The sequence below is a fragment of the Shewanella sp. M-Br genome (genome assembly GCF_036245925.1).
GTDB lineage: Bacteria > Pseudomonadota > Gammaproteobacteria > Enterobacterales > Shewanellaceae > Shewanella > Shewanella oncorhynchi.
The window spans coordinates 69,554-82,309 of the sequence record NZ_BJBV01000012.1 but is presented as its reverse complement, the minus strand read 5'-3'; the positions used below and the strand labels follow the sequence as shown (position 1 = coordinate 82,309).

Below are 12,756 nucleotides of genomic sequence, written 5' to 3'. Positions count from 1 at the left end.
TATTCAGCTTGTTATGCTCGCTTTAGAACATATAGCGCGCCGATAACTTCATATTACGACCCGGTTGATACAAGGTTTGCCACGCTTGTTGATACTTCTCATCACCGATATTTTCGATTGCGAAATCCACTCTCACACCCGCCATGGCACCCATAGTCGGCTCCCACGCAACATACACATCCCATAGGGTGTAATCGTCGTATTTCGCCACTTTAAAGCCGTCAGGCGTATTCGACTGAGTCGCCACATAAGTGACGCGAGTGCCGAGTTTCATGTCGCCTTTCATAATGCCTTGGGATAAATCGACATTGAACTTATTGGCGGGTATATCTTCTATATCATCGCCCGTTTGACGATCTTCGCCATGGGTTTGGCCGTAATTCATCGCTAAGCGAGTTTGGCCAATACGGTAACGACCGCTAATTTCAAAACCTGTTAAACGTGCATCTTCAACGTTATTCCATGAGGTCGTTTGCTCGAATCCAGGAATGCCACGCCAAGGATTAGACACTTGCTGCACGATAAAATCGTCCACATCGTTACGGAAAATGTTAAACGTTAGCGCCAGTTCATCATCACCCGCTAACTCACTGAAACGTAAGTCCGCTTTGATTTCTTTATTGCGCGCAGTCTCTGCTTTTAGATCCGAATTCACCGCGAAGGTGTTACATAAACCTTGGGGTAAAAATCCGGGGATTGGCGGGATACAATAATGGGTGCCGCTGGAAAACATTTCCTCTACCGTAGGTGCGCGGAAGGCTTGATCGTAACGGGCGCTTAAGGTCAGCCAAGGCTGAGTCTGCCACACCAAGCCAAGCGATGGTGATAACTCATTGTCATCTGAGGATAAGTTGAGATTATGGCTGTCATTTTTAAAGCTGTCATAACGCAGACCCGCATCAAGATTTAACGTCTGAGTCAGCTCGATATCCGCACGTGTAAAAGCGCCCCATACTGTGGTTTCGCCATCGATATTCTCTGGACGCTGGCCCACTTGGCCCGAATCATCACGCGTCGTTTCTATGGTATCGCGAAAACCATCGACCCCGTAGGTCAACAGAGTATTGCCTAAACGCGAACTGTTATTAAGGTTAATCCCCACAGTGCGGAACTCAGTACTGTCTTGCTGACCTTTCGTAATACGGTCTTCATCGTAGTCGGTACTGTTCCAATACACTTGCATCTTAGTATCCAGATACGGGTTATTAGCAGGATTGAGACTGTAGTTTAGGGTGAGGTTTTTATCGTCAGTCTTGCGGCGCACCAAAGGCACTGAACTACTCACAGCAGCAGAAGGATTACTCGGTACTAATTCATTGTTTTTGCTGGCTCTTGCTGATAACTCTAACCGTGATGCCTCGTCGGCTTGCCAACCGAATTTAGCTAAACCACTGCTGCCTTGGGATGCACTGTTGTTTAGAGTTTCGTCATTACCGGTTTTTATATTGTTTGAATCGTAATAGGAACCATTGAGTAACCAATCGATGCTGTCTTGTTGACCATAAATAGCGCCACTAGTTTTAGTGCGGGAGCCATTGGTCTCATAACCTTGTTTGAAATAGCCACCAAAGGTCTCATCTGGCGCTAAAAAATCTTGTGCCGACTTAGTATTCTGCGCTACGACACCACCGAGGGCACCACTGCCCCACAAGCTACTGGCAGGGCCGCGCAGCACTTCGATGGATTTGAGCAACTCAGGGTCCATAAAGTAGGTACCTCTGTGACCAGAGCTGGTATTTTGTCTTGCACCGTCAATTGTTTGCAACACACGATCGCCACTTAAACCACGGATTTCAACCCCTTGAGATGAAGCTCTTGGGCCATTGGTCAACGTAATATTCGCCTCATTTTTAAGGGCATTGGCAACTGATGATGCTTGGGCGACCGTAAGTTGCTCTTCATCCACCACTACCACGCTGCGGCTGGTTTCGGAGGCTTTTTCACTGATGCGTGTTGCACTCACCAATACTTCATCAAATTCAGTCGTGACCAGTTTTTTATTCGCATCCTGTTGAACAACGGGCTTAACACTTTCCTCTGCCGCTAACGTAAAACTTAGGGCCGTACCACTCAGTGCTATCGCCATGGCGATCACTAACGGCTTTTTTTTCATCTCTTCATCCTCAAGTGATATTCAGCTGTTTCCGTGCAATTTAATACTGAGCCTAGACTCTCTTTCCAGACGCCAATCCTTTCGAGATTGAGTCTGTTACAGATGATCCATTCCAGATTTGGCTCTTTCGAGATTGAACCCCTTCCAGACCGAGCCCAAGGCAATCAGTACCCATAAAGTAGGATAAATTGTCGGTTTAGCTGCTTTTTTAAGCGCTCATTCGAGCTATTGCAGGCACTCTACCTGAGATAACAAAATAGATCAAATGCAAATCATTATCATTTGCGATCTTGTTTATATTGAGATATCTTAATTAGGAAAATGGCTTTCATTAGAAAAAAGAGGTTGCTGTGACACCAAAACGATATCTTGCCTTTGGCGCGTTAACAGTTGCCATCCAGACGGGTGTTATCGCCTCACAACCCGCTATGACTATGCAGCCAAGCGCCCAAACATCGAGCGTAAATCAAGCATCGCTCACTCCCAGCGCGAATACTGTCACCCTTAATTTTTCTACCACGACTAGCGCTGCAAGCAACACGAATGCAGAGCCCATCAAGCAAATAGACGCCAAAGTAGCCACTGTGAACAGTACAGTGCAAAAAAACAGTACAGCGCAAAAAGTATCAACTGTAGGATCTGTCGATAAGGTGGTTATCCCGAAAACTAAAGCTGATCAACGAATTGACAGCCAAATCGCCAAAAAATCTTCAGCAACAAAACCCACGGCTAACAATCATCCGAATACGGACCCTTTAGCGACGAACGCTTTAGAACCAAGTGCTTTAAATTCAAGTGCTTTAAACCCAAGTGCTTTAGCACATAAGCGACTCGAACAAGTTGAACAACAAACAGAACCCAAAACTGCACAAATGGATTTAATCACTAACGCAGCCGAAGTTGATGCAAAAGCGACCCCAAATGTAGCCAGTGTAACAACTGACAGTGCCCAAACTAACATAGTGGAATTAGCCAAACCGCTGTTCGCTGCAGCACCACCGCAACCGACTTATCCAAAGATAGCGCGTAAAAAAGGGCTAGAAGGCACCGCAACCATAGAAGTGATGTTTAACGAACTTGGTGAGCAACTGGCACTGACGTTAGTAAAAAGCTCAGGGTTCAGTCTGTTAGATCAAGCCGCGTTAGATGCAGTTGAAAACTGGCAATTTGCGGCGCCAGCGCAAAGGCTAGCGAGTCATTATAAGGTCAGAGTGCCTATTCGCTTCGCGCTCAACTAACAGGCCCAATGTTGCCACTGAAAGGTTAGCTCGTGGAGTGTTAGCCACCGCACAACTAGCCTGATTTTTGTTTTACTAACTTACATATAAAACTTATTTTTCAATCGATTGGAGAGGCTTAATGCCCGTAACTGATTTTTCAACCCTACAGACTCAACTCGGCGTGCTGACTTGGCCCTTGTTGTTATGTGCTTTTTTAGCTTTGATGATCTGCCTTGAACGTAGCGCCTTGTTTTTGCATCAAACTTTGCTATCAATCTGGCCCAAAAAACAGGCCTGGGTAAAAGCATTGCGTCAATCAAGCTCAGCGGCAACCACTGAAAACGTCAGCGCGCTGCTAGCGCAAACCAGCGCACAGCAAGATTTACTCGCCCGTGGCGCGACCTTGTTACTCAAACAAGTCCACCAGCCAAAAGTGCTAAGGGAAGAATTACTCAGTCTGTGGCTCAATAAGCAACAACGCGACTTGCAAGCCGGACTCAAGGTTTTACAAGTGATTGGCATCATTAGTCCACTACTCGGTTTGCTCGGCACAGTATTGGGACTCATCGAAATGTTTGCCCAACTCGGGCAATCACAAGGCCCCGTCACTCCAGCACAACTCAGTGCTGGACTGGGCCTTGCGATGAACACCACAGCTGCCGGACTCATGATCGCCGTGCCCGCCATTACCGCCGCCCATCTTTTTGGGATCTGGGCTCAAGGCCAATGCCTGCGCGCTGGGCATGTGCTCAATCAACTCAATCTCTGGTTAGCGGGTATCGAAGATATTTCAATTGATGCCAATCATTACCAAGCATTCACCCGAGTCAGTAAAACCAGCGTCGAGCAAAAATTGGCATCCAAGCCCCATTCTCAAATTGAGCCACAGACATGATAAGTGCAGAGAAACCATTCTTATCGCAGGCTGGCATTGCTTCGCCTGAGCAACTTCCGAGCCTAGATTTAACCGCGTTAATCGACATTATTTTTATCGTGCTGGTGTTTTTACTGCTGACGGCAAATAGCCAATTATTGAGTTTGCCGGTAGATGTGCCACAAAGCCCAAGCTCGGCCATCACGGCAATCGACAACAAACAAACAATTGCCATCAATATCATGGCAACAGCGCCTTATTGGGCTATTGATGGCAAAGAGTTTGATGACTTAGCCACTTTTACCACTGCATTTACTGCACATTTTCAGACTATGCCGAAGGCGACGGTTGTCATTGCCGCCGACAAAGCCGCGCCAGTGGAACCTTTGATGCAACTGCTTGCACTGTTGCAGACGCAGTCCATCAGTCAGACACAAATTTTGATGGAGCACTAGCGTATCCGAACCAGCCATTTAAATGAGAAAGCAAAAGTCTGATATCAAAAAACGGCATCTAAGCCTGTCGCGAACAAGTTGTATTAGGAGTTTAACCATGTTGTTTCAAGCAACTAAAATACCAGTAAAAAAAGGTTCCAGAGTTCAGCGTTATCAACATAAGCGCACATATAAGACATTAAAAAATTTGATGTTTTTCACATCAGCACTTACGGCCTTACTATCCTCAAGCGTTTTTAGCGCTGAACTGAGTGCCGAGCCAGAGATAAGACTCGTGAGTGCGGGTACAGGAGTCACAGAGCTCGTGCTCGCCCTCGACGCAGGCAATGAGCTAGTCGCCATCGACTCCACCAGCTATGTGCCTGAAAGTTTGAGCCATGTGGCTAAGCTTAGTTATCACAGAATGCTCTCCGCCGAAGGCATTATTGCCCTCTCCCCAACGCTGGTTGTCGGTTCAGATGTGATGGGACCAGAAACCACACTAAAGGTATTAAAACAGGCGAATATCCAAGTTGTGCAATTACCCGCAACAAATGATGAACCACAACTGATGAACAATGTGGATACCTTAGGTCACTTACTCAATCGCCAAGAACATGCGGTTAAATTAAAACAAGATTTACATCAACAACTGCAAAGCTTAGCGGGTAAAAAACAACAAGTGCGCGATGCTGGCTCTCAGCCCAAAATTCTCTTCATGCTGTTACAAGAAGGCCGCGGTGCACGGGTTGGCGGTAAAGGCACAGCCGCAGATACTATTATAGAGCTGTCTGGGGCACAAAATATCGCCGAGTTTGATGGCTACAAAAGCATGTCTCAAGAAGGGATTCTGTCCTTGCGGCCCGACATTATTTTGCTGTCAAAGCGTAGCGATAAACACACAGATCAAACTAATGCACAAATTGCTCAAGAACTGTTGAAAGAGATGCCACTACTCGCCCATACCCCAGCAGGGGAAAACGGCCATATTCAAACACTAGCACCGCAAGCCCTTCTCGGTGGTTTAGGCATCAGTGCCATAAGCGCCGCGGATACGCTCGCCAGCACATTGCTCAAGCAAAACCATTAACAGACGCAGCGATGAGCACAGTTAGCACTAATTAGCCCCAGATAAAAATAGAAAGGATATTTGAGATGTTCCTCAACCGCTGGCTCTGGCCGAGTCTAGTCACACTGTTAGCCCTAAGCGGCTTACTCTCGGTCAGCACTGGCCCTGTTAGCATCAGCTTTGTCGACGCCCTAAATGCAGTGTTCAATTGGGCTACCCAGCAAAATATCGGCAATATTGCGCCCCACGAGCAACTGGTAATCAACAATGTGCGCTTACCACGCACATTACTGGCATTAGCAGTAGGCGCTACGCTCGCACAGTGCGGCGCGGTAATGCAGGGGCTTTTTCGCAATCCCTTAGCGGATCCCGGTATTATCGGAGTGTCATCCGGCGCAGCACTTGGCGCAGCCATCTGTATCGTGCTGCTACCCAACGCAAATCCGTTGATGATCCCCATCAGTGCGTTTGCATCGGGATTAGTGACCACCCTTATCGTCTACCGACTCGCCAGCAGCCCAACAGGTACATCGGTCGTATTATTACTTTTGTCGGGTGTTGCCATAGCTGCGCTGGCAGGCGCAGGAATAGGTGTTCTCACGTATCTTGCCAACGACATGGCGCTACGTGACTTAACCCTATGGCAAATGGGATCGATTGCAGGTGCGCAGTGGCTATATGTCAGCCTTTGTCTTGTGACCTTAGCGCTACTGAGTTGGCGATTTCACCAAGATGCGGCGGCACTCAATGCCTTGCTGCTTGGCGAATCCGAAGCACGCCACTTAGGGATAGATGTCGATAGGCTCAAACTTAGGCTTATTTTGCTTTGCGCCTTAGGGGTTGGCGTAAGTGTAGCTGCAACAGGAATTATCGGCTTTATCGGCCTCGTCGTACCGCATTTAGTACGCATGATGTTAGGGCCAGATCATCGCCAACTGCTGCCCATCAGCGCACTTTTAGGTGCAGCCCTATTGGCATTGGCCGATATCGGCGCGCGCGCTTTTTTACCGCCTGCCGAGTTACCCGTTGGACTCGTCACCGCGCTCATCGGTGCGCCTTTCTTCATCTTTTTACTACTGCAACAGCGCAGTAAGCTAATCTAAGCGAGTTTTTATGGCTGCAACATCCTTTGCAAATCAACCATCACAATCGACAACTTATTCAGCTAAGGCGCAATTTGATCGCACCGAGCTCAGTATTTGTCAGCTCGATGTCAGCATCGGCCCAAAAACCGTGCTCAGTGATATTAATGTACAGTTTCAATCGGGTGCAGTAACCGCCCTACTCGGCCCAAATGGTGCAGGTAAATCCACCCTGCTTAAAGCCCTTTGCCAAGAAATCAGCACACCAAGGCAAAGTATACGACTAGGCCATAGCCAACTGGCGGATTGGCCTAGGAGCGAGCTGGCAAAATCCTTAGCCGTACTGCCGCAACACGCCAGCCTCACCTTTCCCTTCACTGTGTCAGAAGTCGTAGCAATGGGTTTATATCCCTTAACCATCAGTAAGATAGAAGGTGATGCGTTAGTTGCCGAGCAACTGGCGCAAGTGGGCTTAACCCATCTGGCTAAGCGCAGCTATCCAACCCTCTCTGGCGGCGAGAAACAGCGAGTCCAACTCGCCAGAGTCTTAACTCAACTCAGGCAATCGCCGTTTCCGCCCGTACTATTACTGGATGAACCAACATCGGCGTTGGATCTTGCCCAGCAGCACAGAGTACTTGAATTAGCCCAAAACTTAGCTCACCAACAAGGCTACACTGTAATAGTGGTACTGCATGACTTAAACCAAGCCGCGCGCTATAGCGATCAATTAATTGTGTTAAAACAAGGGCGAATCGTCAGTGAAGGCACGCCATCCGATGCTCTGTCGGTTGATACCATTAGGGAAGTATGGGACTACGAGCCTGTATATATCCCCGCCCCACAGGGTGGACATCCACTGATTTTTTAATGGAAAGAAGATATTCATTTTACGTTTTTGAGGTCTAATGTGGGTATAATCGCTGCGTTTACACTTTAGCTATCACCTTTTAGCCACAGCCGCATTAATTTAGGCAGAGCCAAGATGAAACCCACTATCTCGACAGAAACTCAACAAGAAGCACTGGTCGCAGCCAAAGCCACCCAAAAGCCGGGCCAAACCAAAGAGCAAACTAAACTCATTGCCCAAGGGATAGAAAAAGGCATAGCTGAATATAAAAAGCAGCAAAAAGCCAAAGCTCGCGAACGGGATAAAGCACGTAAACAACAATTGAGAGCAAAATCTCGCACAGTTAATGACACTGATGAACTAGAGGATTCAGACGAATTATTCGAATCTCAACGTCAGTTCACCACCGCGACTTGGATTGCCATAACGCTTTTACTATTAAGTTGGGTAGGGTTTGCCACATATATCTTTGCAGATTAAAAGCTATGATTTATATATAAAAATTAAGACATCCATATATCACTTGTTAGGCAATATCCTCTAATACCTTACACACATCATTAATTGAAAAAATATTACCGTTAAGGCTTGCTCGGTCTTTTGATATATTCAGAACGAGCCTGAATACGTTGTTCGCATCAGGATAACGGGCAAGTTTTAAAATGATGTCATCACCATTTTCTTCTGCAGACCGAAAATCCCAGCCCTTCCCTGATAAATCAAAAAGCACTTCCGCCGTTTCAGTATTGATTAACACTGGCGCATAAACCCAATGCGACATTCGCATCTCACTGGGGTTGATATCCAGTGTTAACTTACCATTTTGAAAAAACAGCTTAGTGTCCATAAACAGTCCCTGAGTAACAAGTGCACAAGCGATAGGCCGATAGCTTGTATATTGAACCCCTTATCCATTTGTTGTCCATACCGCATCACTTCTAAAACGAACCGTTTACGCTCATTGCCATCAGGCAAAACCGTTAAATGCTTAAGCGAAAAAAAGACAAAAAAAAGCCTGCTCAATGAGCAGGCAAAGACATATTTCAAGCGTCCCTTTCGGGGAAGTAGATTACCGCGCTAGCGGGAAAAACCTGGCATATTCATGCAAAAACATCAATATGCTACTTGAGTCTAAACACGCCAAAAAAGGCGATACAAAGGTTGATGGATGATGGAAACTCAAACTTTAAGGAGGGTTAGGCCTTAAAGCTCATGGCGAATAAACCGCCACGCAAAACATCAGTGTTAAACCAAGTGTTTTGCCAATAAATATGGTTGTTGCCTGTATAAGACATAGTCAATACTCCTAAATTAGTTGTGATTAAGTACTCTAGTGAAGCTTGGCTCGGTTCCTTGGAACTAGAGATTCTCATATCCGTTGAGACGACTTGTCACTCAAGTCCTTGGAGAAAAATATCCATCCTGGATAGACTAGAGAGGAAAGGCGTAGTGCCTAATCCACGAAAGCAATTATATGGATTTGTAGTTTTATTACAACCTTTATTTGTATTTTTTTTGATTAAGGCTTTTTAATGTAATTAAATTACACAATTATAGTGAGGTTAATGGCGACCTGCTTCACAGAAAAACAGAAATAACCCTGTAAATATCTAATAAATAAGATATTACAGAATTATTTCTATTTGTTACCACAAATCGTTAGCGATTGATCAGATATTGATACAAGCCCACCAGCGGACTCGCTGTAGGTTTGCCGTAGAGCGGATCACCTTCTGTTGCACTACCTGCAATATCTAAGTGTGTGTAAGCCAAGGGAATAGGGGCATTAACCCCATGATCAAATAGTCCAGAGGCTTTCAGTAAAAACGCCGCGGGATATTGATGTCCACGGGCGGTAATCGATGATGGCGCATTATTGGAAGATAATATTTCAGCAGCGCCTGACACATCGCGGATCTTAGCGAAGTCTTCAGTGCGTAATGTAGACACTTCAAAGGGCTCACCCCATTGAGTCGCCTGCTGCTGTAAAGTGACAGCGCATTGCTGTGAACTCGCCACAGAGTTTTCCACCGCCGCGGGATAGCTGCCATAACAACGCACGACATGACCTGTGAGTGTTGCTACCGAAAACATCTCAGGCTTCACCGCCGACACGGCTTTGATGCGTAAATGGCTCAGTAAATCCGCCAGCACTAAGCGCCCTTCGGCATCCGTATTACCAATTCGTACCCGCACACCCGCATGGCTCGTAATAATTTCATCGGTCACGAAGGCTTCGCTGCCTATGCTGTTACGCACTAAACCTAACTCGGCAATCACTCGAATACCTTTAGGCTTGAGCATTGACAGAGTTTTAAATAAACCCGCCACGGCAGAAGCGCCACCTTTATCACGACTCATACCCGCCATAGCGCCGCCGACTTTCAGATCGGCGCCGCCGGTATCGTAAATCACGCCCTTACCCGCAAACAGGAAAGTGCGAGTCACTTGACCCTCTGGCAGATACTCTAGTTTCACCACGCGAGGCTGATGACGACCGACGGCAAAAGAAGAACGCGCCACAGCACTGAGCAGCGGATAATCACGCTCTAAAATATCTCTGTCTTCCACCACGGCGGTTTTGATCACGCTGCCCGCAAAGGATTGCAAACAATAGTCCGCAAAGGCTTTAGCCGACATGCGCTCAGGTTCAGTACCACACAAATCCCGCGCTAATAGGCGGCCCGCTTCTAAGGCATTGAGCAAATTGCTGTTATGGGTTGATGAAGATAATAACCCTATAGACTCAAATGCAGGCGTTAAACCAGTCGCTTCACGCAGCTCTAAGGTTTGCCACAGTTCTTGACCGCAGGCTAATGCTGCGACTTCAGAGGCAAAACTAAAACGTGAGTCCTTCGATGGCACTACATATAACAACGGACGTTTTGCGCCTGCGTCTTTTGCAATGGCAATCGCCGCCCTTGCTGCATTGGCATAGACTCGCACGTCCACATACTCGTCGTTCACTTGGGTGACAGGCGCAATGATCAAACGCCCTCCCGCAAGCCCTGGGGCAAACAGTAATGTTGGGCTCTTACCCACGCGCTTATCCACGTGGGCACCGTGCTGAGCCAATAAACCTATCTCATCAAAACCGATAGAATCCAGATCGGGCGTCACCACCACAACCGCATCCCAGCCTTCACCATCAAAAATGGCATTTTCTGCTTTTACATCAACGAAGTTAACTTGAAACATGACCCATCCTTTTTCATTATTGTGCCTGCATTATTCCCGCTCTATCACTTAATTACCAATCTAAAAGTGCTACCGACACTTCCAGAAAAAATCGAATTGGAAACTTTGGCTGCCAGCTCACCAAAAGCCTGTGACACTGAGATTATTTGGCTGCACAGAATGTGCTAGAATGGCCGCAAATTTGCCCTATACCCACAAGACCTTATGAGGGACACTCAAGTGACAGCCTTAAGTCAGTTATACCCGCAGCCATTATGGCAATGGTTCGAACAAATTTGTGCGATTCCCCATCCATCTAAGCATGAGCAAGCCTTAAGCCAGCACATTCAAGCGTGGGCTAAAAGCAAACAACTTGCCGTCGTTGAGGATGCCGTTGGCAACTTGATCATCCGTAAACCTGCGACGCCGGGTATGGAAGATCGTAAAATCGTGGTTATTCAAGCCCATATCGATATGGTGCCACAAAAAAATGCCGATAAAGTGCATGATTTTACTAAAGATCCTATCGAAGCTTATGTCGATGGCGATTGGGTTAAAGCCAAGGGCACAACCTTAGGTTCAGATAACGGTATTGGCATGGCATCGGCTTTAGCCATTTTAGGCTCTGATGATATCAAGCACGGCCCATTAGAAGTGCTGCTGACGATAGATGAAGAAGCGGGCATGACAGGTGCTTTTGGTTTACAGGCGGGCATGTTAGACGCTGATATTCTGATCAATACCGACTCAGAGCAAGAAGGTGAAATCTACATGGGCTGCGCCGGCGGTGTCGATGCTCAAATCACCCTGCCTATGGTGTGGCAAGCCTCTGAGCAAAGTTACTCAGCCTTTAGCCTGCACTTATCTGGCTTAAAAGGGGGTCACTCTGGGGTGAACATTCACTTAGGTCGTGGCAATGCCAACAAGCTATTGGCGCGTTTCCTCTTTGAAAACGCAGATGATTTAGCGTTGGAGTTGACCCAATTTAGCGGCGGTTCACTACGTAATGCGATTCCACGGGAAGCCAACATCAGCTTTATGTTGCCAGAAGAAAACGTCAGCGCCTTAAACGAAAAAGTCGCTGAGTTTGAAGCGCTTATCCGCACCGAATTAGCCATTGCCGATCCCGATATGCGTTTAGTGTTAAACACTATCCCAACGCCAAAACGTGTGATGAGCGAAAACAGCCAAAATACCCTGATCGATTTGCTGCATGTGTGCCCGAACGGCGTGATCCGCATGAGTGATGAAGTCGAAGGTGTGACTGAAACCTCACTCAACGTTGGCGTTATCAACACTAACGATGAAGAAGTCACTATCCTGTGCCTTATCCGCTCGCTGATCGATTCTGGCCGTACTCAAGTCGAAGGCATGTTAACTGCGCTGACCAACTTAGCCGGAGCCGATATCGATTTAAGCGGTGCTTACCCAGGCTGGAAGCCAGATAACAGCTCACCTGTGATGGCAATAGTGCGCGAAACCTATCAAGACATTTACCACAAAGAGCCAGTGATCATGGTGATCCATGCGGGTCTCGAGTGCGGCCTATTCAAGAAACCCTATCCAGACATGGACATGGTCTCGATTGGCCCCACCATTCGCTATCCACACGGTCCAGACGAAATGGTAAACATCACCACAGTCGGCCAATATTGGACATTATTATTAGCCGTACTCGAGCGCATTCCAGTCAAGGCTTAATGTTCTAACCTTACCCTAGCTCACTCAATTCAAGGCCATATCTGCTCAAGTCAGATGTGGCCTTATTTTTTACCGCGGATTCTATTTGTGTAGAAATGCCATCGATAAAATTTTTATGAAAGAACTGAATAACTTGAATTTTCTACTATAGTTGTTCTGTCTGACCCTAACGTATTTTTGCTTATCGCGCTTTTAGAGATAACCGCTTTCCCCTTCAATACTGTGACCTTAAGGAA

The 12,756-nt window shown here is 46.9% G+C and carries 11 protein-coding genes; 8 read left to right on the top strand and 3 right to left on the bottom strand.

All coding sequences use genetic code 11. The features are described from left to right. Positions 1 to 22 precede the first annotated feature (22 nt). Entirely contained in the window at positions 23 to 2,113 is a 2,091-nt protein-coding gene (locus AAA952_RS11840; RefSeq protein ID WP_338257241.1) for a TonB-dependent hemoglobin/transferrin/lactoferrin family receptor, read from the bottom strand. A 350-nt stretch (positions 2,114 to 2,463) separates the two neighbouring features. Between AAA952_RS11840 and AAA952_RS11835 the strand changes: the two genes are divergently transcribed. The 7 genes from AAA952_RS11835 (at position 2,464) to AAA952_RS11805 (ending at position 8,122) form a co-directional block, all read left to right on the top strand. Beyond that, complete coding sequence (locus tag AAA952_RS11835) at positions 2,464 to 3,351, top strand: energy transducer TonB (protein ID WP_338257240.1); 888 nt, start codon at positions 2,464 to 2,466, stop codon at positions 3,349 to 3,351. Positions 3,352 to 3,472: 121 nt separating this feature from the next. Then, positions 3,473 to 4,228 (top strand): MotA/TolQ/ExbB proton channel family protein, encoded by a 756-nt coding sequence (locus AAA952_RS11830; protein ID WP_212600389.1) that lies wholly within the window; start codon positions 3,473 to 3,475, stop codon positions 4,226 to 4,228. Continuing rightward, complete coding sequence (locus tag AAA952_RS11825) at positions 4,225 to 4,662, top strand: ExbD/TolR family protein (protein WP_263164221.1); 438 nt, start codon at positions 4,225 to 4,227, stop codon at positions 4,660 to 4,662. The genes AAA952_RS11830 and AAA952_RS11825 overlap by 4 nt, the downstream gene beginning before the upstream one ends. A gap of 190 nt (positions 4,663 to 4,852) precedes the next feature. After that, positions 4,853 to 5,731: an ABC transporter substrate-binding protein gene (locus AAA952_RS11820; protein WP_445190379.1), complete on the top strand. Its 879-nt coding sequence runs from the start codon at positions 4,853 to 4,855 to the stop codon at positions 5,729 to 5,731. 65 nt (positions 5,732 to 5,796) lie between these two features. Beyond that, the gene (locus tag AAA952_RS11815; RefSeq protein ID WP_028761552.1) at positions 5,797 to 6,813 is read left to right on the top strand and encodes a FecCD family ABC transporter permease; all 1,017 of its coding nucleotides are present in this window, start codon (positions 5,797 to 5,799) and stop codon (positions 6,811 to 6,813) included. A 10-nt stretch (positions 6,814 to 6,823) separates the two neighbouring features. After that, positions 6,824 to 7,663 carry a heme ABC transporter ATP-binding protein gene (locus AAA952_RS11810; RefSeq protein ID WP_286994846.1) on the top strand — a complete coding sequence of 280 codons (840 nt, stop codon included), beginning with the start codon at positions 6,824 to 6,826 and terminating at the stop codon, positions 7,661 to 7,663. 114 nt (positions 7,664 to 7,777) lie between these two features. After that, complete coding sequence (locus AAA952_RS11805; RefSeq protein WP_338257230.1) at positions 7,778 to 8,122, top strand: DUF2956 domain-containing protein; 345 nt, start codon at positions 7,778 to 7,780, stop codon at positions 8,120 to 8,122. Between the two features lie 46 nt (positions 8,123 to 8,168). Here AAA952_RS11805 and AAA952_RS11800 read toward each other — a convergent pair whose 3' ends face one another. Then, complete coding sequence (locus AAA952_RS11800; RefSeq protein ID WP_105252983.1) at positions 8,169 to 8,489, bottom strand: hypothetical protein; 321 nt, start codon at positions 8,487 to 8,489, stop codon at positions 8,169 to 8,171. Between the two features lie 812 nt (positions 8,490 to 9,301). After that, complete coding sequence (locus tag AAA952_RS11795) at positions 9,302 to 10,840, bottom strand: leucyl aminopeptidase family protein (RefSeq protein WP_338257227.1); 1,539 nt, start codon at positions 10,838 to 10,840, stop codon at positions 9,302 to 9,304. 219 nt (positions 10,841 to 11,059) lie between these two features. Between AAA952_RS11795 and AAA952_RS11790 the strand changes: the two genes are divergently transcribed. Next, a complete protein-coding gene (locus tag AAA952_RS11790) occupies positions 11,060 to 12,520 on the top strand; it encodes an aminoacyl-histidine dipeptidase (RefSeq protein ID WP_338257225.1) in 1,461 nt (486 codons plus the stop codon). The last annotated feature ends 236 nt before the right edge of the window (positions 12,521 to 12,756 follow it).

Excerpts from the sequence above, each read along its gene's own strand:
- AAA952_RS11840 (WP_338257241.1), bottom strand. The coding sequence starts at position 2,113 with ATGAAAAAAAAGCCGTTAGTGATCGCCATGGCGATAGCACTGAGTGGT.
- AAA952_RS11830 (WP_212600389.1), top strand. The coding sequence starts at position 3,473 with ATGCCCGTAACTGATTTTTCAACCCTACAGACTCAACTCGGCGTGCTG.
- AAA952_RS11825 (WP_263164221.1), top strand. The coding sequence starts at position 4,225 with ATGATAAGTGCAGAGAAACCATTCTTATCGCAGGCTGGCATTGCTTCG.
- AAA952_RS11820 (WP_445190379.1), top strand. The coding sequence starts at position 4,853 with ATGTTTTTCACATCAGCACTTACGGCCTTACTATCCTCAAGCGTTTTT.
- AAA952_RS11815 (WP_028761552.1), top strand. The coding sequence starts at position 5,797 with ATGTTCCTCAACCGCTGGCTCTGGCCGAGTCTAGTCACACTGTTAGCC.
- AAA952_RS11810 (WP_286994846.1), top strand. The coding sequence starts at position 6,824 with ATGGCTGCAACATCCTTTGCAAATCAACCATCACAATCGACAACTTAT.
- AAA952_RS11805 (WP_338257230.1), top strand. The coding sequence starts at position 7,778 with ATGAAACCCACTATCTCGACAGAAACTCAACAAGAAGCACTGGTCGCA.
- AAA952_RS11800 (WP_105252983.1), bottom strand. The coding sequence starts at position 8,489 with ATGGACACTAAGCTGTTTTTTCAAAATGGTAAGTTAACACTGGATATC.
- AAA952_RS11795 (WP_338257227.1), bottom strand. The coding sequence starts at position 10,840 with ATGTTTCAAGTTAACTTCGTTGATGTAAAAGCAGAAAATGCCATTTTT.